The organism is Mycobacterium sp. 663a-19 (genome assembly GCF_035616495.1).
Lineage (GTDB): Bacteria > Actinomycetota > Actinomycetes > Mycobacteriales > Mycobacteriaceae > Mycobacterium.
Genome location: NZ_JAPJAV010000048.1, coordinates 1 through 459, shown reverse-complemented (window position 1 = coordinate 459; position 459 = coordinate 1). Strand labels below are relative to the sequence as shown.

The following is a 459-nucleotide window of genomic DNA, read 5'->3' as shown; positions in this document are numbered from 1 at the left end:
ATCGGCGCTGATCGCCACCAGCACCCGTTGCAGCCGCTCGATCAACGCCGCGATGCTGGCCGGGTCGAACACGTCGGTGCGGTATTCGATGGTGCCGGTGATCCCGGCGGGCGCCCCGGTGGGGGTGAAGTGTTCGCCCAGCGACACTGTCAGGTCCATGCGGGCGGTGTGGGTGTCTAGGGGCAGCGGCGCGATGTGTAGATCCTCGCCGAGGGCGGGCGCGGTGTCGGCGGGGCTGGTGTGTGCCCAGTTTTGCCAGGCCAGCATGACCTGGATGAGGGGGTGATGGGTCAGGGTGCGGGTCGGGTTGAGCCGTTCCACCAACACTTCAAACGGCACGTGTTGGTGTTCGTAGCCGCCCAGGGCGCGGTCGCGGACTTGGGCCAACAGTTCGGCGATGCTGGGGTCATCACCTAGCTGCACGCGCAGCACCAAGGTGTTGACGAAAAACCCGACCAG

The 459-nt window shown here is 66.7% G+C and carries 1 protein-coding gene; it reads right to left on the bottom strand.

Annotated features, from left to right (window positions below; genetic code table 11):
- Positions 1-459, bottom strand: a 459-nt coding sequence (locus OQ968_RS24805) for a condensation domain-containing protein (protein ID WP_324682299.1), incomplete at both ends; no start/stop codon positions are given.